This is a genomic window from Deinococcus arboris (assembly GCF_009755355.1).
Lineage (GTDB): Bacteria > Deinococcota > Deinococci > Deinococcales > Deinococcaceae > Deinococcus > Deinococcus betulae.
Genome location: NZ_WQLB01000006.1, coordinates 50,929 through 70,538 on the forward strand (window position 1 = coordinate 50,929; position 19,610 = coordinate 70,538).

The window sequence follows — 19,610 nt, forward strand, 5'->3', positions numbered from 1 at the left end:
AAAGTAAGTGAGCCTTCACTTATAAATGGCCAGAGCTGGGGGCCAGGTCCACCGGAAGAGGGACGACCCAGCCACCCTGCCTGATTCACCTTTTTCCTAGCCGCTTGTGCGGCTCCTTTCGAGGTCACCATGTTTCGTTCAAGACCGCTTCTTCTGTCCCTGCTGCTGGGTACAGCCCTGAGCTTGGAACCCGCGCGGGCCCAGGGCAGCGCGCCGCCCAGCCCGGCATCCAGCCCGCCTCCCCCAGCCACCGCCCCCCAGAGCGGCCCGCTGTCCCTGAATGACCTGCTGCTGGCGCTGCGCGCCGCGCCGGGCTGGCGCGCGGCCGACCTGACTTACCGCGCCGCGCAGCTGACCCTGCAAAGCGCGCGCACCCGTGCGGGCCTGAGCGTCAGCGCCGGGGCCGACGGCGCCCTGAACCGCGTGCCCTGGGACGGCGGCGAGTGGAAAGGCAGCGGCACGCTGACCGTGACCGCCAGCCTGGCCGTGCTGCCCTGGTCACCCGCTTTTGAAGGGGTGCGCAGCGCCGAGCGCGCCCTGGCCGCCGCCGCCCTGACCCTGCGCGCCGAACGCGCGAGCCTGACCGCACAGCTGTTTCAGGCGTATGCCGGGGTGCGGCAGGCCCAGAGCGCCCTGACGGCGGCCCAGGCCCAGACCACCCTGGCGGCGCGGGTGCTGACGATCACGCAGGCCCAGCAGACGCAGGGCCTCCAGACCGGCGCCGGGGTGCTGGAGCGGCAAGCCGCACTGGAGGGGGCACAGGCCGCCGAGGCGCAGGCTGCGCGCGCCGTAACCCAGGCGCAGCAGGCCATCACGCGGCTGCTGGGCACCGCCGTCACGCTGGCCCCCACCTCTTCCCTGCCCGACCTGACCCCTGCGGGCGACCTGCCAGCGCTGCTGACCCGCGCCCTGGCACAGCGGCCGGAGGTCAATCGCGCCCGCGCCGCTGTGAGCGACGCCCAGGCTGGCCGCGCCGCTGCGGCCCTGGACGTCCGGCTGCCCGACCTGAGTGCCGGGGTGCGCGCCGGGCAGCTGGCCGACGCCCAGGGCAATCCTGGCCGTACGGTCAGCGCCACCCTGAACGTGAAAGCGGGTGTGCTGGGCGCGCAGGTCAGCGTGCCGCTGCGCGACACCAGTGCAGCGGTGACGGGCGTGGCCCTGTCCCTCAGTGCCTCTTTGCCCCTGCTGGGCCGCCCGCAGGACACCGCACTGGCACAGGCCGAACTGGGGCTGGCACAGGCGGCGCTGGCCCTGGAGACCGCGCAGCAGGGCGCCGAACTGGAAGTCCGCACCCGCTTTGCGGCCCTCGAAGATGAACGCAGCGGCCTTCCCGCTGCCCAGACTCGGCAGGCCGCCGCCGCCCTGGCTGTCCAGAATGCCCGCGCCCGTCTGGACGCGGGCCTGGGCACAGCGCTGGACGTGGCCCAGGCCGAACTGAACCTGCTACAAGCCGACCAGGCGCTGACGGCTGCGCGCGACCGCGTCACCCTGGCCGGGCTGGCCCTGGCCCAGGCCACCGCCGACCTTGACCCGCTGCTGCTGACCCTTGCCCCCACCCCCCTGCTCACCGGAGGCCGCCCATGACCCGTCTGTCCCCCCGTGCCCTGCCCCTGCTGGCCCCCATTCTCCTGTCGCTGACCCTGGGAACGGCCTCGGCCCAGACCGCCCTGACGCTGCCCGGCGCCGTGAGCCGCGCGCTGACCAGCGGCACCGATGTCACGACCGCCCGCGCCAACCTGCAAAAGGCGCAGGCGGGCCTGCGGGCCGTGCGGGCCGACCCCACCAGCCTGTTGCCCACGCTGACCCAGGCCGAACAGGACGTGGCCGCGCAGGCCGCCGCCCTGGACGCCGCCAAGCTGGGCGCGGCGCAGGCCGCTGTCTCGGGCTACCTGGCCGCCGCCGAGGGCGAAGCGCGGGCGTCCCTGGCCGCCGCGCAGGTGGCGCTGAGCGACCGCAACCTGAAAATTGCCCAGGCCCGCCTGGCCGCGCGGGTCGCCACCGCTCTGGACGTCAGCCGCGCCCAGAACAGCCTGAACAGTGACCGTCAGGACCTCGCCAGCGCGCGGGCTGCCCTGCCCGTGCTGGAAGCGCAGCTGACCCGCACCCTCAACCTCCCAGCGGGCACCGACTTGAAACTGGGGGCGGTGCCCGCCGCGCCCAAGCTGAGCACCACCCTGGCCACGCTGCAAACTGGCCTGGACAAGCGCCTGCCCAGCCTGGTGCAGGCCGCGAACGGCGCGAGTTTTGCGGCCCTGCAAGTTCGCCTGGCCGACAACGATTACACCCCGGCGCGCACCCTGGAAGACGCCCGCGTGACGGCCCAGAACGCGCAGCGCGGCCTGGATGACGGCCTGCGCGCCGCCCAGACCGGCGTGCGCGACGCCTACCGCAGTGCCCAGGATGCCCAGGAGCGCGTGACTCTGGCCCGCGAGGCGCTGCAAAACGCCCAGAGCAGTCTGACCCAGGCCCAGGCGCGCCTGAAAGCCGGCACCGCCGCCGCCGTGGAGGTGCAGCAGGCGCAGCTGCAGGTGCAGCAGGCCGCGTTCAGTCTGACCCAGGCGCAGGGCGGCGTCTGGCGCGCGCTCTCGGCGCTGGGGAGCGCGGCCGGCGTGGACGTGACTGGGCTGGTGAACTGATGGCCGGAACCCGCCCAAGGCTTCTGGCGGTGCTGACTGGCGTGCTGCTGCTCAGCGCCTGTGCCGGCGGGGGCGAGGGCCGCCAGAACGGCAACGACCTGGACGCCGCCCCGGCCAAGACGACCACCCTGCGCGTGACCACCGTGACCGCCCAGCAGGGCCGCCTGAGCGCGCAGCGCAGCGCCAGCGCCACCATCCGAGCCGAGCGCGACAGCCAGGTCGCCGCGCAGGCCAGCGGCGTGGTGGCGCGCCTGCTGGTTCAGGAGGGCGAGCAGGTCTCGGCGGGACAGGTCGTGGCGCAGCTGGACGACGCCCCGCAGCGCCAGGCGCTGGAAAACGCCCGACTTCAGGTGCAGCAGGCCCAGCTGAGCCTGGCCCAGACCAGCCGCACCACCCAGGGCTCAGAAGCGGCGCTGCGCGCGGCGGTGACGGCGGCGCAGGCCAGTCTGTCGCAGGCCCAGAGCAGTGCCCAGAGCGCCGAAAATCTGTATGGCCTGGGCGGCATCAGTCAGGCGGACCTGCAGGCGGCGCGGGCGCAGCTGGCCCAGGCCCAGAGTGGGCTGGCCCAGGCCCGCACCAACCTGGCCCAGAATGGCCAGAGCGCCCAGAACAGCGTGCCGCTGGGCCGCGTGGGGCTGGAACAGGCCCAGGCAGGTGTGCGCCAGGCCGAGGAAAACCTGGCCCGCGCCGCCGTGCGTGCGCCCTTTGCCGGCACCGTAGCCGATCTGAGCGCCGAGATCGGGGAATTTGTGGCGCAGGGCTCGCCGGTCTTCCGGCTGGTGGACCCCGGCAGCATCCGCGCGCAGTTCAATGTGCCGGCCGCCGACGCCCCCGGCCTGCGCGCCGGGACAGCCCTGAACCTGGGCTACGGCGGCGTGAACTACGTGGCGACCGTGGTGGACACCCCCGGGATTGCGGGCAGCAACCGGCTGGTGCGGATCACGGCGCGCGTGCAGGGCGGTGAGGCGCTGCCCGTGGGCGCCGCCGCCCAAGCCCGTTACCGCGTGACGCTGGGGCAGGGCGTCCTGATTCCCAGCGCCGCCGTGCAGGCTGACGGCGGAAAGAATGTCGTGTACACCGTGGCCGGCGGCGTGGCCGAGCGCACGCCGGTGACGGTGGTGGCCGAAAGCGGCGCCCAGGTGGCGGTGCAGGGCCTCCCGGCAGGCCAGCGCGTGATTGCCCCGGTGCCGGCCAGCCTGCAGAGTGGCGCGCGGGTGACCGCCGAGACCCGCGCGCCTGCCGCCAGCGGGGCCACCCCATGAGCACCCACGACCCCGCCGATTTTCACGCTCCGCCAGGCACATTGCCTGACGGCACACCCGAACCCGCCGTGCATCCGCTGGTGCGCTTCAGCGTGCGCAACTACGTCTTTTCTATCGGCGTGTTCGTGATGCTGGTGCTGGCGGGTCTGGTCGCCACCTTCCGGCTGGGTGTGGAGCTGCTGCCCAATTTCGAGGTGCCGGTGCTGGCCGTCAGCACGGCGTATCCCGGCGCCAACCCCGATCAGGTGGACCGCGAGGTCAGCCGCCGCATTGAGGACGCGGTCAGCACCCTGGCCGGCGTGGTGGACATCAACACCACCTCGGTCACCAACCAGTCGGCCGTGGTGATTACGTTCACCGACGCCACCGATGTGGACAGCGCCGCCAACTCGGTGTCGCAGGCGGTGGCGGCCATCCGCGCCGCGCTGCCCGACGGGTCTGAAGCCCCGGTGGTCCAGAAATTTGACCCCAACGACACCCCCATTCTGTCGCTGGCCCTGCTGGGCGGCAGCGCCCCCCCCGCCGAGGTCACGGCCCTGGCCGAGGACGTGCTGGTGCCGCGCCTGGAACGGGTGGACGGCGTGGCCGATGTCAGCCTGACCGGCGGCCCCGAGCGGCAGGTGCAGGTGCTGCTGGACCCTGCCCGCCTCCAGAGTTACAACCTGACCCCGGCGCGGGTGACCCAAGCCATCGGCGCCAGCGCGCTGGACCTGCCAGCCGGCTCGGTGACACAGGGCGGCACGCAGACGCAGTTTTCCACCCGGAATACCCCGCGCAGCGCGGCTGAGGTGGCGCGCATTCCGGTAGACACCCAGACGGGCCTGACCGTGGGCGACGTGGCGGCGGTGCGCGACACGGCCGCCGCGCCGACCTCGCTGGCGCGCGTGAATGGGCAGCCCGCCGTGCTGCTCAGCGTGCGCAAGGGCAGCGGCACCAACTCGGTGGCTGTGGCCGACAACGTGCGCGCAGCGATGGAAGCCCAGCCCCTGCCCGCCGGCTACCGCCTGAGCCTGGCCAGCGACACCACCCGCGAAACCCGCGCCACCGTGGAAGACACCTTTAAGGAGTTCCTGTTGGCCGTGGCGGCGGTGGGCGTGATCTGCCTGCTGTTTCTGGGCCGCCTGAACACGGTCTTCGCGGTGATTCTGGCCATTCCTATTTCCATCAGTGCGGCGCCGCTGCTCTTTAGCCTGCTGGGCTTCACCTTCAACATCATCTCGCTGCTGGCCATCATCGTGGCCATCGGCATCGTGGTCGACGACTCGATTGTGGTGGGCGAGAACGTGCAGCGCTACCGCGACATGGGCTACAGCCCCATTCGCAGTGTGCTGCTGGGCGGCTCGGAGGTTTTCTCGGCCGTGACCGCCGCCAGCTTCTCTCTGTTGGCCGTGCTGCTGCCCCTCAGCTTTATGCCGGGCATCCTGGGTCAGTTTTTCAGTCAGTTTGGGCTGGGGATTGCGGCGGCCATTGCGCTGTCGTGGCTCGAAAGCCTGCTGTTCCTGACCGTGCGGATGGCGTACACCCGTGACCCCGAGCCACTTACCTGGCGCGAGGTGCCCGGTGTGCTGGGGCGCTTTCCGCACCTGCTGCGTGCCAGTCTGATCGGCGTTCGCACCCTGCCCGGCCTGCTGGGCCTGGCCCTGGCCGGGGCTGCGCTCACGGCAGTGCTGGACCGCGTCGCTGGTCTGGCCCTGCCGTTGGCCCTGGGCCTGGGGGCAGTGCTGGCACCGCTGGCACTGGCGGCCGGGCGCTACCTCTTGACTGTCCTGTACGCCACCCTGGAGGCCCTGACCGGCACCCTGCACGGCGTGACCAACCGGGGCGTGCAGGCGGCGGCGCGCGCCTACGCCCGCAGCCTGGGCGGCGCGCTGCGGCGGCCCTGGGCGGTCATGCTGGTGGCGGGCCTGTTTCTGCTGAGTGCCGGCCTGGCCGTGCGCGGGCTGGGCTTCGCCTTCGTGCCTCAGACCGACAGCGGCTCGCTGAGCGTGGATCTGGAACTGCCCACCGGCACCGACCTGACCACCACCAACCGCCTGACCGGGCAGCTGGAAGACAACCTGCTGGCCCGGCCCGAGGTGCGCCTGGTGCAGACCAGCGTGGGCTCGGGCGCCCTGACGGGCGGCAACACCCCCAACTCGGCCAGCCTGACCGTAACCCTGGTGGACCGGGAGGCGCGCCCCGGCATTGAGGTGCTGGTGGCCCGGTATCTGGCGCAGTTGCGCCCGGTGACTGCCAGCGTGCCCGGCACCGAGCTGCTGGTGGCTTCCAATCAGGGTGGTCCAGGCGGCAGCGCCGACATTACCCTGGCCCTGACCGCCCCCAACCAGGCGCTGCTGATCGAGCGCAACCGCGCGGTGGTGCGCCTGCTGGCCCGGGACCCCAACCTGCGCAGCGTGGACAGCAGCCTCAGCGCCACCCGCCAGGAGCGCACCTTTGTACCGGACAGCACCGCGCTGGCAGGCACGGGCCTCAGCGCCAGCGACGTGGCCCAGGCGCTGCGCACCTACAACGACGGCAGCGTGGCCGGGCGCGTGCGCGACGGTGACCGCAGCGTGGACATCGTGGTCCGCCTGGACCCGGCCCTCATCAGCGGCGAACAGAGCCTGCTGACCCAGACGGTCTACTCGCCCGCACTGGAGGCCAACCTGAATCTGGGTGATCTGGGCGCCTTCTCGCTGGCCCAGGCGCCCGCCACCCTCAGCCGACTGAACAAGGCTTACACCGCCACGCTGGACATCACGCTGCAAGACGGCGGGCCCAACCCCTTCGCCTATCAGCAGGAACTGGTGGACCGGGTCGAGAAGGCGGGACTGCTGGCAGGCGGCGTGACCCTGGGCAACGCCAGCGCCTTTGGCAGCGCAGGCCTGACCGGCGACCTCGTGTTTTACGGCCCCATTCTGATGCTCGTGGCCGTGCTGCTGACCTATCTGGTCCTGGGCAGCCAGTTCAACTCGTTCCGGTATCCGGTGTATCTGCTGCTGCCCGTGCCGATTGCCATTGTGGGGGCGCTGTGGACCCTGAACTTCTTTGGGGTCAACCTGGACGTGATTACGGTACTGGGAATGGTGATTCTGCTGGGGCTCTCCACCAAGAATTCCATCCTGTACCTGGAATTTGTGACCGAACGCATCCGCACCCTCCCCCTGCGCGAGGCGCTGATTGAGGCGGCCGAGTTGCGGTTCCGGCCCATCCTGATGACCACTCTGACCGTGCTGGTCATCAGCATTCCCCTGATTCTGGGCCAGGGCGACGGCGCCGAGTTCCGCCGGGGCCTGGGCATCGTGATTCTGGGCGGCGTCATCACCTCAACCCTGCTGACCTTCTATGTGGTCCCCAGCGTGTTCTGGCAGTTCGAGCGGCGGCGGGTGGCACCTGCACCTTCAACTGCACCTGTGCTGGGCGCCGGCGACTGAGGTTCGCCAGTCACAGGAAGCAAAGCGAAACTGACAGTGACAACTCTTGTTTCCGCTCCGACGACACCCTCTTTGCCACAGCAGAGATGAACAGAAACTCCCTTTGATGCACCACCCTAAATAGCTCAGAGCCACCCTCAGGTCATCGTAGGGTAGCTCTGAGCTTTGGTTTGAAAGGTAGAGGTAATGCCTCTGAGCGGCGGCGTTGGCGAAGACCTGTTGTCAGAAAGAGGGGGTGACGTATACCGTTAGCTGTGTCGGGTACGTCAAGCCTAGCGACCTCTCTGCGCACGGCCCTGAGTTTTCAGGGTGCTCGCCAGCTCCTTCGAGCTTGTCGCAATCAGCTATGAAGACTGCTTCTCGTTGTCTTGCCATTTCCAGTGTCTACTTTTGATCTTGCATCCTGGTGGAGCAGTTTGACAGCTGGGTTCTAAAGCCAACCGGTTGCGCCAAGTCGCATTCAGGTGAAGCTCTCACTCCAGCCCGTAGACCCGCCGGACTGTGCTGCGGCGCAGCAATCTCGCGGCGCCTGTCGCCTGGTCGAGGATGAGGACTTCGCCAGCAGCCGTCATGCCGTACAGCACGCCATTGACGAAACTGAGGCCATAGATCCCCTCAAAGCCTGTCAGGCCCACGTTGCTGACTGCCCCAGTCTCTGGATTCACCGTGACGAGGCGGTCAGACGCACCAGCGACAACGGTTGCATAGAGCGTGCCATCGGGCGCAAACGCCAGGTCACCGCTCAGAATCTCGCTGTGTGCCTCTACATTGAGCTGCGTGGCGACTCCCTGGACAGGATCGATGCGGTAAAAGTGGCCATACTCGTCACCAGCGAACAGTTCGCCCTGGGCATTAAAAGCAAGCGCATTGAGGGCGTTCATATGTTTGCCCCCCACAGCAGTGGCGGCGCCCGTCTGCGGATCAACGCGGAACAGCATATTGCTTGTGACCGCGTACAGGTTTCCTGATTGGGGCTGCCGGGCGAGATCAGAGAACTGGATGGCGGGGACCAGCGTGGCAACCTGGACGTCGGCGCCGCCCGACAAATTGACGGCATAGAGATGATGCCCAGACACAGCGAGAACGTGCGCCTCAGGTGCTGGCGGCTGTGTTGGTGGGGCCGCCGAAGGCGAGCATGCAGCAAGGACGGCGGTGAAAAGGGCTAAATAAATCGTGGTTTTGAGAGACATACCCAACTCCTTGGACCAGCAGGCTGGCCTGATGTCGTCACCGTATGGAGAAGCGGGTGACATGGAAGTGACACCGGGCTCCTGCCACTGCTCCAGGGAGTGTGTTGATGTGCGCCCAAAGACTCCACCGCTCCCGTTGTTCGTCGAGCATCATTTGGTAAGCCAGATAGCGCCATCGCCACTCCGCCCTTAGATGAAATCCAGACTCGTCTGCGCTCGGAGCTGTGGCAAGTTGTTGACATAAGGTGCTCCGGCGATGAGTGGCCAGAAGATGCGGCGCCCCAGCGTTCTGTCATCCATATTCTTTAAGCTCAGTGCTGTGACTGCGTCTGTGCTGCCTGAAAACGAGTTCACCCGCCTCCTTGACCTCGCGCGGTATCAGATTCTCGATACAGGCACCGAAGAGTCGTTTGACCGCATCACCCGCCTCGCTGCCCGGCTTCTGAACGTGCCAGTCGCTATGCTCAACCTCGTTGATCAGCACCGCGTCTGGGGCAAAGCCGCGCATGGCCTTCCCCGCGTCACCGCCAACCGGCCGGACGTCTTCTGTGCCTGGGCCATTCTGGATGACCAGCCCCTCGTGGTGGAGGACGCCCAACGGGACGGACGGTTTCAGCACAGTCCCATCGTCGTGGGTGAACCGCATATCCGCATGTATGCGGGCGCGCCCCTCACCACCCCGGCTGGGCACCGGATCGGCACTCTGTGTATCCTCGACGCCGAACCCCGGCAGGTGCAGGCTGGTGACGTAGAGGCGCTGCAAGACCTCGCGGCTATGGCCATGCAGGAGCTGGAGTTCCGCCGCCTCACCCTTGAACTAGACCGGGCGGCCCAGGCGCAGAGTCTGCAGGTCACAGAGCTGCGCCGCACCCTGGAACAGGCCCGGATTCTCGAAGGCGTCAGCAGTGTGATGGACCTTGACCTGGACCCAACCGAGGCGGTCGCCGCCGCTGCGCCCCTGTTGGCTGAAGCCGTGGGAGCAGACGCCACCGCGCTGCTGCTCTGGACAGAGGACCGGATGGACGTGCAGTGGCTGGGCGACGCACCGCGCCATCAGACAGAGTCTCTGACGGCCCACGTGCGGGCCCTGGCCTGTCCGTATCAGACCGCCCGCACCCCAGCGTTTTTGGATGCTGGCCAGAGGGGCAATGACCCAGCCCTGGCCTGGTTGCCACTGGGCACTCTACAGGGGCAGACTTGCCTGCTGGTGCTTGTGCGGCCGACTGAACCAGGGCTGGCGACTTGGCGACCAAGTGAGCAGGCGCTGCTGTCTGCGGCCAGCCGCACAGTGGCCTATGCGCTAGCTCGTCAGGAAAACCTGACCAGAGTGCAGAGCTAGCAAGGGCATTTTCAGGGGCCTGATTATCCCGCCATCTGCTAGGGGTGCAATGCCTCTAGAGGGAAGGGTCCAGCGACTCAAGGCGAGGAGGCTGGCTGGGCTGTGCGTGGCCGGAAGCCTGATCGCCCCCGTTCTCTCCTTATCGTCATCGGTGACGTCCCACCGCAGTCCCACCGCTCTCCCTCAGCCAGTTGGGTGTTCAGCAACGGCTTCATCACCGAGGCGCCGTGGTCAGGCACGAACCCTTGGAGCAGTGGAACATCAAGTCTGCGCCGCTCCTGACCGAGGAACTCCGCCACTGGGAACCCTGACGTGGTTCCCGATGGTCTCTGGACAAGGTCAGCGCTTGGGGTGGTGAAAACAAGCAGTGGCTTTGGAGCGGTGAGGATCAAGACGGCGCTGTCTTTGTCATGCTCCTTCAGCAACGTCAAGCTAACGAGGCAGTCAAATGCTTTTTTGTCCACCTCCCCGATGAAGGTCGTGTCCCGGAGTCTGTATCATTTGCGGCAGACGAGACCGTAATAGGCAGACGCAGGACCACAACCCCTCACCTGTACCGCTTTTCCAGCAATTCGGCCAGGGCCTGCCACTCGGCCTGTTTGGCGCCGGGCAGTTGCCGCGCCAGGGCGGCCAGATAGCGGTCCAGGTGGGTGCGGGTCAGGCCGCCAGGGTCCACTCCCAGCTCACTGGCCGCTTCCGGAATCAGCACGTCGGCCATCGGGCCAATCAGCCGGGTGAGGTTCCACTGCAGGTCTTCCAGAAAGCCAATGCCTAGAGGTGGCTCAGGCGCGGCGCCCCCACCCAGGGCGCGCTCCAGGGTGCCGCCTTCGGTGGTCTGGTCCAGCATCCGGTCAAAGGCGCGGGTGGCTTCGGCCGCGTCCCCACGAACGATGCCGTGAATGATGTCCTCGTGGGTGGCGTAGAGCGCTGGAAAGCGGCCACCCTGCAGCAGTTCAGTGCTGACCGCCCGCAGCAGATTGGCGAGGGGCATGTGAATGGCCCGTAAGAGGCGCAGCACCACCGGGTTGCCCGCCGCCTGGGCCACCGCCAGGTGCAGCGCCAGGTCGGCCTGGATAAAACTTTCCGGGTCGCCCTGCACGTCCCGCATGGTGTGCAGGTGCTCTAGGAGTTCCGCGTGCTGCTCGGGGCCCGCGTGACGGGCGGCCTGCGCAATGGTGTAGTGCTCCAGCACCTGCCGGGTGTCGAGGAAGGCGCGGGCCTCGACTTCGTCGTGCACCGCCCCCAGCCAGAGGTTGATGCTGGGGGCCTGCTGGGTCACGGGCAGCACCACGGTGCCGCGCCCAGGCCGGGCGTCCACCACGCCACTGGCCGAGAGAATACTGATGGCCTCGCGCACCGCCGCCACGCTGGTACCGTAGCGCTGGGCCAGCTCCCGCTGACTGGGCAGGGTATCGCCAGGACGCAACTGGCCGTCCAGCAGCAGCGTTTGCAGGTGCACGGCGATGTGTTCGCCCAGCGACCGTTTGTCCAGCGCTTCGGTGGGAAAGGTGCCCTCGCTCATGGCCGGCCCCCAGGGCGCAGGCGGCTCAGGGCCAGGTGTAGGCTTACGCGCAGGCGCTCGATGGCCGTCACCAGATCTCCCAGTTCGTCGGGACGGCCCCCTGACCGAATCTGGATGGGGCCATCCAACTGGCCCAGGCTGGCCTGCTGCGCCGCGTCGGTAATCGCCAGGATGACCCCCACCAGACGCCGCACCGCGCGGTAGGCCAGCCCGGCCGCCGTCAGCGCCGTGACCGCGCAGGCCAGCAGCACCAGCCACAGTTGCCGCGACAGGACCGCGTTCAGATCGCCCAGCGTGACCCCAATCGTCAGGTGAAACAGCAAAGTTCCCTGCGGCGCGGCCTGTCCCGGCAGCCGCAGGGCCCGGCCCGCCTGGGTGTCGTACACCGCCAGCTGCGTCACCTCGTAAGTCTGGCGTTGCCCACGGGTGGCGTCCAGCGTCGTCACTGCTGCCTGGAGGTGCTCGCGCACGCTGTCGGGCGCCGCCGCACTCAGGGTGGCCTGGGCCGCGCGGTAGGCGTCGGCGCGCGTGTCTGACAGCGCCAGGTGGCTGCCCGCCGGCTGGGCGTTTAAGAAAGCGTCCAGTTGCGCCCGCAGCAGCCAGTCGGTCTGCGGCGCATCGCTGATGAAATATCTGGGGACGTCACCCGCTGGCTGAATGTCAAGAAAGGCCACGCTGGGCGACGCCACCGCTGCGCGCAGCTGCATATTCACCTGGGTCAGGTCTGTGACATCCAGACTGCTGGCCAGCACGCTTGCCACCGAAGCACTGAGGGACCGCGAGACAGCATTCAGTTCGGCGCGGCGCTGAGCCACCAGGGTCAGGGCCACCAGCAGGCCCAGCAGCAGAATTGGCAGCACCGTGATGAGCAGGGCTTTGGTGCGCAGACCCAGGCGGCGCTCTGAGCGGGGAACGATGAGGGGCACACGGGTGGTGGTGACGGTCATAAAGACTCCAGGTGATTCAGGCAGAATCTTTGAACTCAGTCCATTGATCTGAACATTGAAACAGTTGACTTGAAAGTAAGTGCAGCCTACACTCGCCGTGTCCTTCAACACAAGTTCGCCGCAGGGCACCGAAGCCTAAAAGTGCGTGCCGAACACCGTTTTTCGCTGCCTGGAGACACCAGGACAGCCCCTAAGGAGTTGCCATGATCCGGACCACTCTTCCCCGTTTGCTTTCTGCGGCTCTGCTGCTGACCCTGGGCTTGGCTCAGGCCCAAAAGGTTGACACCATCAGCATTGGCGTCGCCGTGGCACAAACCAGCAACACGGCGCTGCTGGGCCAGGAACAGGTGATCGGGGCCAAATTTGCCGAGAAGTACCTGAATGCGCGCGGCGGCATTAACGGCACGCCTTTCAAGCTGGTGTTTCAGGACACGGGCGGCGACGAGGCCGGCGCCATCAACGCCTTTCAGAACCTAATTACCAAAGACCGGGTGCTGGGCATCGTGGGGCCTACCCTGTCGCAGCAGGCGTTTGCCTCTGACCCCATCGCCGAGCGCGCCAAGGTGCCAGTACTGGGCCCCAGCAACACCGCCAAGGGCATTCCGCAGATCGGCAATTTCGTGGCGCGGGTGTCGGCTCCAGTGGCCGTGGTCGCCCCCAACGCCGTGAAACAGGCTCTGAAGCTGGACCCCAAGATCAAAGACGTGGCCGTGCTGTACGCGCAGAACGACGCTTTTTCCACCAGCGAAACCGGCACCTTTCAGGAGACGGTCAAGGCCCAGGGGCTGACCCTCTCGACCGTGCAGAAGTTCCAGACGACCGATACAGACTTCACCACGCAGGTCACGGCCGTGCTGAACGCCAAGGTGGACCTCGTGATTATCTCGGGGCTGGCGGCCGACGGCGGCAACCTCGTCAAACAGCTGCGCCAGCTGGGCTACAAGGGCCTGATTATCGGGGGCAACGGCCTGAACACCTCCAACATGTTTCCGGTCTGCCAGAAGCTGTGTGACGGCGTGATTATCGCCCAGGCCTACAGCCCCAATCAGGGCAGCGCGGCCAACCAGGTGTTCGTGAAGGAATACACCGCGCAGTACAAGAAGGCGCCGCCGCAGTTTGCCGCCCAGGCCTATGCCGGCGTGCAGGTGATGGTCGAAGCCCTGAAGGCCATTGACCGCAAGAAGAAGCTGACCACCTGGGACGTGGACGACCTGCGCATAGAGCTGAACAAGCAGATTCTGCTGGGCAAATACAACACGCCGCTGGGCCTGATCTCCTTTGACAAGGAAGGCGAGGTCATTCAGAAAGAGTTCTATGTGGCGCAGATTCGCATGAAGGACGCCAAGAACGGCAGCTTTGTGTATCTGAAGTAACGGCGCCCCAATCGCCTTTTTCCCCGTGCCGCCAGCTTGCCCTCCAGGCTGGCGGCTCCCCTTTGAAGGAGTCACATGGAAGCCAGTCAACTGGTGCAGAACCTGCTGAACGGCCTGGCGATTGGCAGCGTGTATGCCATCTTCGCGCTGGGCTACACCCTGGTGTTTTCGATTCTGGGCATCATCAATTTCGCCCACGCTGCCGTGTTTACCCTCGGCGCCTACTTCACCTACACGCTGGTCGTGGGTCAATTTGAGAACAACGGGCTCCTGAAAGGCGTGAATCTGTTTCCAGACGGATCGCCGTTTTCGGGCCAGCCTCTGACCTTCGCCCTGGCCACCCTATTAGGCGCGGTGGGGGCAGGTCTGGTGGCGGTGCTGATTGAGCGGTTGGCCTTTAGGCCCATGCGCTCGCGCGGCGCCGACCCCCTGCTGGCCCTCGTCAGTTCGCTGGGCGTGGCGCTGGTGATCGTGAACCTGATTCAGCTGCTGGTGGGCGCCGAAATCTACAACTTCCCTTCTGACGCCTACGGCGAAACGCCGCCCGCCCTCTCGTTCACGCTGGGCGGCAACGTGGTGATTCTCCGGACCGTCCAGGTCATCATTTTTGCCGTCAGCTTGGTCATGCTAACGGTGCTGGGCTTTGTCATCGGCCGCACCAAGATTGGCAAGGCGCTGCGAGCCGTGGCAGAAAATCCGGGCACCGCCAGCCTGCTGGGCATCAGCGTGGACCGCTTTATCGTCATTACCTTTTTCCTGTCGGGCTTCGTGGGCGGGCTGGCCGGCACCCTGGTGGGCACGGCGTTCGGCGTGGCTGGACCGTATTTCGGCGTCAGTTACGGGCTCAAGGGGCTGGCGGTCATCGTGCTGGGCGGGCTGGGCAGTATTCCGGGCGCAGTGCTGGGCGGGCTGGTTATCGGGCTGGCCGAAGCCTTTGTGCCCGCCGACTACTCGGCCTACAAGGACGCGGTGGCCTTTGCGCTGCTGTTCGCCATTCTGCTGGTGCGCCCGCAGGGGCTGCTGGGCCGCAGCGCCATTCAGAAGGTGTGACGTGAACGATTTTCTCCAAACCTATGGTTTTCTGATCGCCACCATGTTGCAAGCGGGTCTGCTGGGCCTCAGTCTGTACTTCCCGCTCCAGGCAGGGCAACTGAGCCTGGCCAGCCCCGGCTTCTATGCTCTGGGCGGGTACGTGGCCGCCATTCTGCTCACCAACCCCTCGTTCGCGGGCCTGCGGGACACGCTGGGGCAGGGCATCTTTCCGCTGACGTGGCTGGCGGGGGCCGTGCTGGGCGGCCTGCTGGGCGTAGTGGTGGGTGTGCCGGCGCTGCGGCTGCGCGGCATTTACCTGGCGCTGGCCACCATCGCCTTCGTGGAAATCCTGCGGGTGGTGGCGCTGAACCTGACGGTGACGGGCGGCGCCGTGGGTATCTTCGGCATTCCGCAAACCTTCGGGTTTCAGGACCGCTGGCAGTACATCTTTCTGTTCGGGCCCCTACTGGCGCTGACCCTGCTGTTTGCGCGGCAGCTGGAACGCTCGCGGGTCGGCCGGGCCCTGCGCGCCCTCCGCGAGGACGAACTGGCTGCCGACGCCATGGGTGTGCCGCCCACCCAGTACAAGGTGCTGGCTTTCGTGATTGGCGCGGCCCTGGCGGGACTGGTGGGGGCCATGAGCGCGCCCTTCCTGAACACCTGGAATGCCAAGCAGGGGACGTTCGACTCGTCCATCACCATCCTGGCCGCGGTGCTGATTGGCGGCAGCCGCAACATCTGGGGCCCCGTGGTGGGCGGCGCGCTGCTGGCCGCCGTGCCCGAGGTGCTGCGGTTCCTGGCCGACTGGCGCCTGGTGATCAACGGCCTGGTGCTGGTGGTGGCCAGCCTGTATCTGCCGCAGGGCATTGTCGGGGCCCTGGCCCGCCTGACCCGGCCCCGCCCCCCGCAGCGTCCCCTGGCGCCGGCCTACGAGAAACAGCCATGACAGCCTCCTCCACTCCTCTCCTCCAAGCCCGCGAGATGACCCGGCGCTTCGGCGGTCTGGTCGCCGTGGACCACGTTTCTTTCGATGTCCATGAGGGTGAGATCTTCGGTCTGATCGGGCCCAACGGCGCGGGCAAGACCACCCTGTTTAACCTGATGACCGGCCTGACGCCTCCTTCCAGCGGCACCCTGAGCTACCAGGGCCAGCCGATTACGGGCCTGCCGCCGCACCGCGTGGCGCAGACTGGCCTGAGCCGCACCTTTCAGAACATCCGCCTGTTCCGGGGCCTGTCCGCGCTGGAGAATGTCAAGATTGCCCAGCACACCCGCACCCACGCGGGGCTGTGGCGCGGCGTTTTTGGCGGGGCGCGGGCCGAGGAAGTGGCCGTCGAGCGCCGCGCCTGGGACCTGCTGGACCTGGTCGGCCTGAGCGACCGCGCGGGCGAACTGGCGGGCAATTTCAGCTACGGCGACCAGCGCCGCCTGGAAATTGCCCGCGCTCTGGCCACCGAGCCGCGCGTGCTGCTGCTGGACGAACCGGCCGCTGGCATGAACACCGCCGAGAAGGGCCAGCTGACGGCTTTTATCCGCCAGGTGCGCGATCAGTTTGACCTAACGGTGCTGGTTATTGAACACCATGTGCCGCTGGTTATGAACCTCTGTGACCGGGTGGCAGTGCTGAATTTCGGCAAGCTGATCGCTGTGGGCGACCCCGCTACCGTACAGCGCGACCCGAAAGTGATTGAAGCGTATCTGGGAGGCGAAGAATGACGCTGCTGGAAATCGAGAATCTGAGCGTCAACTACGGCGCCATTCAGGCCGTGCGGGGCCTGTCGCTAACTGTGCAGGAGGGCGAGGTGGTGACGCTGATTGGCGCCAACGGAGCCGGGAAGACGACCACCCTGCGCGCCGTGTCCCGGCTGCTGCGCCCGGTGGCCGGCCAGATTCGCTTTGCAGGCCGCGATATCACCCGCGCGCCTGCTGATCAAGCTGTGCGCCTGGGCATTGCGCAGAGCCCGGAAGGCCGGCAGGTGCTGGCCCGCCAGAGCGTGCAAGACAATCTGGAACTGGGCGCCTACACCCGGAAGGGCAACTTCCGGGCGGACCTTTACGAGATGTACGAGCGCTTTCCCCGTCTGGGCGAGCGGCGCACGCAGCTGGCGGGCACCTTGTCCGGCGGCGAGCAGCAGATGCTGGCCATCGCCCGCGCCCTGATGAGCCGGCCCAAACTGCTGCTGCTGGACGAACCCAGCCTGGGCCTGGCCCCCATCATCGTGCGCGAGATTTTTAGCATCATCCGCGAACTGAACGAACAGGGCGTCACGATTTTGCTGGTGGAGCAGAATGCCCGCCTGGCCATGAATGCCAGCCACCGCACCTATGTGCTGGAGGCCGGGCAACTGACCTTCAGCGGCGTCAGTGCCGACTTGGTCAACGACGAACGGGTGCTGCACGCTTATCTGGGCGGCTAATGGCCTTTCTTTGAACCCGGCGTGTCCTCGTTCAGTCGGCGGGGACACGCCGCACCTATGTCTTGAGCTGGTTGGTGCGGCTGCTTTTCGCACCCTGGGTCTTCTTCATCAGCAGGCGCCACAGGGGTCAGCCACAATTTAGGGGATCCCAACCGTCAGCCTGTCTTGATACCAGACAGGGCATCTCTCCTGTCGTTCGACCCCTCTTCAACTTCTCGTCATCGCGGCAAGGACACCCTGGCCTTCACCCGCTACAGTGAACTCCACTATGAAGCCACTGGCGACCCGCCTGGCCAACTTTGGCCCTTCTGTGTTCAGTGAATTGACCCGGCTTGCGGCGGTTCATCGGGCCGTAAATCTTGGGCAGGGCTTTCCTGACTTTGCCCCTGAGCTCTTCGTGCTGGACGCCTTACGGAGTGCAGCAGGCGGCCCACAGCAGTATGCGCCGCCTGCCGGTCTCCTTGAGCTGCGGCAGGCGCTGTCCACCTTCCTGACCTCCAGTTGCGGGTTTGCCCCTGACCCCGAGACAGAAGTGACGGTGACCGTGGGCGCCACAGAGTCGATGCACGCCGCTGTCCAGGCCCTGATCAACCCAGGCGACGAAGTGGTCATTCTGGAACCGAGCTATGACATGTACGCGCCACAGGTCGAATTTGCGCAGGGGATCGTGCGCCGCGTAGCCCTGGTGCCTGACGACGCTGGTCACTGGTGCCTGAATCTGGAGGCCGTGCGGGCCCTCGTGACGCCCAAGACCAAAGCGCTGATTCTAAATACCCCCCATAATCCAACCGGCAAGGTGTTCTCGTACGCCGAACTGGCCGGCCTGGCCGAGCTGGCGCTGGAATTTGACCTGTATGTGCTGGCCGATGAGGTCTACAGCCACCTCGTCTACGAAGGCGAGCACGTCTCGGTCGCGTCGTTGCCGGGCATGCGTGAGCGGACCATCACCATCGGCTCGGCGGGCAAGCTCTTTTCCGTGACGGGCTGGCGGGTGGGCTGGGCCGTGGCCTCTCCTGAGGTAAGTACGGCCCTCCGGGCGGGTCACACTTTCGTGACGTTTGCGGCGCCCACGCCTCTTCAGGTCGCCTTGACTGTGGCCTTGACCCACATGCAGACCCTATCAGTGACGGCACAGACCTTCCGGCAGCGGCGTGACCAATTGGCGGCGGCGCTCACGGCTGCCGGTTTACCGCCTTATCCCGCGCAGGGCGGCTACTTTTTGACCGCAGATGTCTCTGCTCTGGGCCAGGATGAGGCTGAAGTGGCCCGGTTCCTTCTCACCGAAGCAGGAGTGGCCGCGCTGCCAATGGGCGTGTTTTACAGCCCGGCGACCCGTCCTCTGGTCCCAAGACTACGCTTCGCCTTCTGCAAGTCCGGTGAGGTGCTGGACGAGGCCGCCCGCCGGCTGGCCCGAGTGCCAGTACCTTCAGCGACTGCCGAGGTACAGCACAGCTGAACCCCGGCAGAGTCCCCTCAAGCGGATCGGAGCAGCTCTAGTCGTAATCCATCAATAATTGACAAAACTTGTAATCTTCTCGTAGGGTCTGGAAGCATGAGCACCTGCCCCAGAGGTTTCCTATAGCTGCGCTCGCTGGTCTCCATGTCCTGAGCCTGGAATCCCGCCGCAGCGAGGACATGCAGGCCCTGATCCGCACCTACGGGGGAAGCCCTCAGGTTGCGCCCAGCATGCGCGAACGGCCGCTTGATCTGAGCAGTGCCCTGGCCCTATTTCAGCGGCACCTGCTGACCGGAGATATACACGCTATCGTTTGTCAGGCTGGCGTGGGCACCCGGACGTTCCTTCAGGCGCTGGCTCCTACTCAACTTGAGGCCCTTCAGAACGTGCCTTTTCTTGCGCTCGGCCCCATATCAGCGCGTGTGCTGAGCGATTTCGGGCTCAGCCGCGTTCAGGTGACCCAGCCTCACCTGTGGCCCCAGGTGGCTGAACACCTGCTGGCCACCCTCTCGCGGGGCCAGCACGCGGTCATCCTCGAATACGGCGAGGCCATGCCAGCCGCCCTGGTCCGTAAACTGGGTGCCGCTGGTATTCGGGTCACCAGCTTGCCCGTTTACCACTGCGCTTTTCCGATCAATCCTGTTCCCCTCGCTCAGGCGGTCCGTGACGTTGTGCTGGGGGGGCCTGATGTCCTGCTGCTTTCGAGAGGCACGCAGCTGCTCCATTTCTTGAAATATGCGGAGAGGCTTGGTCTTCAGGCAGAAGCCCGCGCCGGCCTGAACCGTCTGGTCACGGTCAGTATTGGCCCGGCGTGCAGTGAGGCGGCCACCGACCTGGGCCTCCGGATTGACCTGGAAGCCGACCCACACACCATGACCACGCTGGTACGGCTGGCGGCGGAGAAGGCCCACGGCGTCCTGGCCCAGCGCCTGAGCCGCACCGGATAGCCCATGCGGTTACTCGGGGACGCCCCCCTTAATTAAGTCGGAGCGATAGGATGGCGCTCCGGTGGCAGCCTTGCGC

15 protein-coding genes are annotated in these 19,610 nt (G+C 66.7%); 12 read left to right on the forward strand and 3 right to left on the reverse strand.

Annotated elements, in window-relative coordinates; translation table 11 throughout:
* The first annotated feature begins 129 nt into the window (after positions 1-129).
* The 4 genes from GO986_RS06260 to GO986_RS06275 are packed head-to-tail and all read left to right on the forward strand — an operon-like array spanning position 130 to position 7,311.
* Positions 130-1,584 (forward strand): TolC family protein, encoded by a 1,455-nt coding sequence (locus GO986_RS06260; RefSeq protein ID WP_157458430.1) that lies wholly within the window; start codon positions 130-132, stop codon positions 1,582-1,584.
* Positions 1,581-2,636, forward strand: coding sequence for a TolC family protein (locus GO986_RS06265; protein WP_157458431.1), 1,056 nt, complete (start codon positions 1,581-1,583; stop codon positions 2,634-2,636). The genes GO986_RS06260 and GO986_RS06265 overlap by 4 nt, the downstream gene beginning before the upstream one ends.
* On the forward strand, positions 2,636-3,898 hold the full coding sequence (locus GO986_RS06270; protein WP_157458432.1) for an efflux RND transporter periplasmic adaptor subunit: 1,263 nt from the start codon (positions 2,636-2,638) through the stop codon (positions 3,896-3,898). The genes GO986_RS06265 and GO986_RS06270 overlap by 1 nt, the downstream gene beginning before the upstream one ends.
* Complete coding sequence (locus GO986_RS06275; RefSeq protein ID WP_157458433.1) at positions 3,895-7,311, forward strand: efflux RND transporter permease subunit; 3,417 nt, start codon at positions 3,895-3,897, stop codon at positions 7,309-7,311. The genes GO986_RS06270 and GO986_RS06275 overlap by 4 nt, the downstream gene beginning before the upstream one ends.
* 473 nt (positions 7,312-7,784) lie before the next feature.
* Here GO986_RS06275 and GO986_RS06280 read toward each other — a convergent pair whose 3' ends face one another.
* Positions 7,785-8,501 carry a DUF6923 family protein gene (locus GO986_RS06280; protein WP_157458434.1) on the reverse strand — a complete coding sequence of 239 codons (717 nt, stop codon included), beginning with the start codon at positions 8,499-8,501 and terminating at the stop codon, positions 7,785-7,787.
* A 319-nt stretch (positions 8,502-8,820) separates the two neighbouring features.
* Here GO986_RS06280 and GO986_RS06285 point away from each other — a divergent pair, with 319 nt between their 5' ends.
* Positions 8,821-9,840, forward strand: a complete 1,020-nt coding sequence (locus tag GO986_RS06285) for a GAF domain-containing protein (protein WP_198170446.1) — start codon at positions 8,821-8,823, stop codon at positions 9,838-9,840.
* Between the two features lie 547 nt (positions 9,841-10,387).
* Here the strand turns inward: GO986_RS06285 and GO986_RS06290 are convergent.
* On the reverse strand, positions 10,388-11,362 hold the full coding sequence (locus GO986_RS06290) for a FadR/GntR family transcriptional regulator (RefSeq protein WP_157458436.1): 975 nt from the start codon (positions 11,360-11,362) through the stop codon (positions 10,388-10,390).
* Positions 11,359-12,309: a methyl-accepting chemotaxis protein gene (locus GO986_RS06295; RefSeq protein ID WP_157458437.1), complete on the reverse strand. Its 951-nt coding sequence runs from the start codon at positions 12,307-12,309 to the stop codon at positions 11,359-11,361. The genes GO986_RS06290 and GO986_RS06295 overlap by 4 nt, the downstream gene beginning before the upstream one ends.
* 203 nt (positions 12,310-12,512) lie before the next feature.
* Here GO986_RS06295 and GO986_RS06300 point away from each other — a divergent pair, with 203 nt between their 5' ends.
* The 7 genes from GO986_RS06300 (at position 12,513) to GO986_RS06330 (ending at position 19,534) form a co-directional block, all read left to right on the forward strand.
* On the forward strand, positions 12,513-13,682 hold the full coding sequence (locus tag GO986_RS06300; RefSeq protein WP_157458438.1) for an ABC transporter substrate-binding protein: 1,170 nt from the start codon (positions 12,513-12,515) through the stop codon (positions 13,680-13,682).
* Positions 13,683-13,757: 75 nt separating this feature from the next.
* A complete protein-coding gene (locus tag GO986_RS06305; RefSeq protein WP_157458439.1) occupies positions 13,758-14,732 on the forward strand; it encodes a branched-chain amino acid ABC transporter permease in 975 nt (324 codons plus the stop codon).
* A gap of 1 nt (position 14,733) precedes the next feature.
* Positions 14,734-15,660 carry a branched-chain amino acid ABC transporter permease gene (locus tag GO986_RS06310; RefSeq protein WP_369409192.1) on the forward strand — a complete coding sequence of 309 codons (927 nt, stop codon included), beginning with the start codon at positions 14,734-14,736 and terminating at the stop codon, positions 15,658-15,660.
* Positions 15,657-16,430, forward strand: coding sequence for an ABC transporter ATP-binding protein (locus tag GO986_RS06315; protein WP_157458440.1), 774 nt, complete (start codon positions 15,657-15,659; stop codon positions 16,428-16,430). The genes GO986_RS06310 and GO986_RS06315 overlap by 4 nt, the downstream gene beginning before the upstream one ends.
* A complete protein-coding gene (locus tag GO986_RS06320) occupies positions 16,427-17,131 on the forward strand; it encodes an ABC transporter ATP-binding protein (RefSeq protein WP_157458441.1) in 705 nt (234 codons plus the stop codon). The genes GO986_RS06315 and GO986_RS06320 overlap by 4 nt, the downstream gene beginning before the upstream one ends.
* Positions 17,132-17,399: 268 nt before the next feature.
* A complete protein-coding gene (locus tag GO986_RS06325) occupies positions 17,400-18,587 on the forward strand; it encodes an aminotransferase class I/II-fold pyridoxal phosphate-dependent enzyme (RefSeq protein ID WP_157458442.1) in 1,188 nt (395 codons plus the stop codon).
* Between the two features lie 179 nt (positions 18,588-18,766).
* Positions 18,767-19,534 (forward strand): uroporphyrinogen-III synthase, encoded by a 768-nt coding sequence (locus GO986_RS06330; protein WP_157458443.1) that lies wholly within the window; start codon positions 18,767-18,769, stop codon positions 19,532-19,534.
* Positions 19,535-19,610 lie beyond the last annotated feature (76 nt).

What these genes read in the sequence shown, in the direction of transcription:
- GO986_RS06320 (WP_157458441.1), top strand. Translation starts at nt 16,427, where the DNA reads ATGACGCTGCTGGAAATCGAGAATCTGAGCGTCAACTACGGCGCCATT.
- GO986_RS06325 (WP_157458442.1), top strand. Translation starts at nt 17,400, where the DNA reads ATGAAGCCACTGGCGACCCGCCTGGCCAACTTTGGCCCTTCTGTGTTC.
- GO986_RS06260 (WP_157458430.1), top strand. Translation starts at nt 130, where the DNA reads ATGTTTCGTTCAAGACCGCTTCTTCTGTCCCTGCTGCTGGGTACAGCC.
- GO986_RS06295 (WP_157458437.1), bottom strand. Translation starts at nt 12,309, where the DNA reads ATGACCGTCACCACCACCCGTGTGCCCCTCATCGTTCCCCGCTCAGAG.
- GO986_RS06290 (WP_157458436.1), bottom strand. Translation starts at nt 11,362, where the DNA reads ATGAGCGAGGGCACCTTTCCCACCGAAGCGCTGGACAAACGGTCGCTG.
- GO986_RS06330 (WP_157458443.1), top strand. Translation starts at nt 18,767, where the DNA reads ATGCAGGCCCTGATCCGCACCTACGGGGGAAGCCCTCAGGTTGCGCCC.
- GO986_RS06315 (WP_157458440.1), top strand. Translation starts at nt 15,657, where the DNA reads ATGACAGCCTCCTCCACTCCTCTCCTCCAAGCCCGCGAGATGACCCGG.
- GO986_RS06275 (WP_157458433.1), top strand. Translation starts at nt 3,895, where the DNA reads ATGAGCACCCACGACCCCGCCGATTTTCACGCTCCGCCAGGCACATTG.
- GO986_RS06270 (WP_157458432.1), top strand. Translation starts at nt 2,636, where the DNA reads ATGGCCGGAACCCGCCCAAGGCTTCTGGCGGTGCTGACTGGCGTGCTG.
- GO986_RS06300 (WP_157458438.1), top strand. Translation starts at nt 12,513, where the DNA reads ATGATCCGGACCACTCTTCCCCGTTTGCTTTCTGCGGCTCTGCTGCTG.
- GO986_RS06280 (WP_157458434.1), bottom strand. Translation starts at nt 8,501, where the DNA reads ATGTCTCTCAAAACCACGATTTATTTAGCCCTTTTCACCGCCGTCCTT.
- GO986_RS06265 (WP_157458431.1), top strand. Translation starts at nt 1,581, where the DNA reads ATGACCCGTCTGTCCCCCCGTGCCCTGCCCCTGCTGGCCCCCATTCTC.
- GO986_RS06305 (WP_157458439.1), top strand. Translation starts at nt 13,758, where the DNA reads ATGGAAGCCAGTCAACTGGTGCAGAACCTGCTGAACGGCCTGGCGATT.